Raw genomic sequence first — 1,498 nt, 5'->3', positions numbered from 1 at the left:
TCTTACTGTGTCATAAAAATAACAATTGTGATATTGCTTGTTTACCTACATATAATGAGGATACCCAGGCATAGAGCGAGAAGCAATGGATGCGCAAAGGCGGTTTGAGCAGTACATTGAACATCTGGCTGGCGGCCTGGGTCATGCGGATCGCCACTCAGGACTGAAGGCTTACTGCACAGGCCTGATGTTGCCGTTGACACGCAAGAGTGTCGAACCAATGGCCGCAAGCGTGGATCCGCTTCACGCCAGCGCGCGGCATCAGGCATTGCACCACTTCGTGGCCAAGGCCGACTGGTCGGACGACGAGCTACTTTGCCGGGTCAGCCAGTGGGTCGTGCCGCGGATGGATTTCTCCGGTGGCGGCTTCTGGATCGTGGACGACACGGGATTTCCAAAGAAGGGCCGCCATTCCGTAGGTGTGGCGCGTCAGTACTGCGGAGTGCTGGGCAAACAGGATAATTGCCAGGTCGCGGTCAGCGTGTCACTGGCCTGCGAGCAGGCCAGCATTCCGGTTGCGTGGCAGCTCTATGTGCCGCGTGAATGGGCAGAGGATGATGAGCGGCGCGAGAAAGCCGGCATTCCCGCGCAGATCGGGTTTGAGACGAAGGTGCAGATTGCCTTGCGACAGATCGAGGCCCTGCTGGCTGCGGGTGCGCCCCGACATTGCGTGCTGGCCGATGCGGGCTACGGAATAGACAACGCCTTCCGGCAACGTCTGGACGAACTGGGATTGCCTTATGTGGTCGGCATCACCTCGGCTCTCGTGGTCTGGCCACCGGGCGTCGAACCATTGCCGCCCAAACCGTATGGCGGCATGGGCCGCCCGCCTGTGGTACCGCGCCGCACACGCGCCCGACAACCGGTGAACGTGAAGGACCTGGCGCATTCACTGCCTGCTACTGCCTTCACCACGCTCAGCTGGCGGGAGGGTTCGAACGAAACACTCAGCGGACGTTTCGCCGCGGTGCGCGTGCGTCACGCGGGCGGCAATACCGGCAAGGCGAGGTTGCGCCCCGAGCAATGGCTGCTCATCGAGTGGGCCGCCGGCGACGCTGACCCGCTGAAATACTATCTGTCCAACCTGCCGGCTGATACTGCGCTGGAGCAACTCGTGGCGCATGCACACATGCGTTGGCGTATCGAACGTGATTACCAGGATCTGAAGCAGGAGCTGGGGCTGGGACACTACGAAGGCCGGGGATGGCGTGGGTTTCACCACCACGCCGCACTGGCGATCGCGGCCTACGGGTTCCTGCTCTCAGAGCGTCTCGCTACCGGTACCCCGGTCAGCGCCAAAAAAAACTTCGCAGCACGCCAGACACCTGCAGTTCCCGACGATTACATTGCGCGGGGAAGTCCGGCGCGCACAGCGCCACACGGCTGACTCGATTGCCACCATCCGCTACGAACTTACGGTCCGGCTGGTCGCCGGGCTCGACGCGTGTCCATGCTGCCGAAGTCTGGGAAGACGCCTTTATTTTATGACACAGTAAGA

The 1,498-nt window shown here is 61.2% G+C and carries 1 pseudogene; it reads left to right on the top strand.

From position 1 onward, the window contains the following. Positions 1-85: 85 nt before the first annotated feature. Positions 86-1,498, top strand: a pseudogene (locus tag BLT65_RS46210) (IS701 family transposase); the annotation flags it as partial.

This window comes from Paraburkholderia steynii (genome assembly GCF_900100565.1).
Taxonomy (GTDB): Bacteria; Pseudomonadota; Gammaproteobacteria; order Burkholderiales; family Burkholderiaceae; genus Paraburkholderia; species Paraburkholderia terrae.
This window is presented reverse-complemented; position numbering and strand designations above follow the sequence as displayed.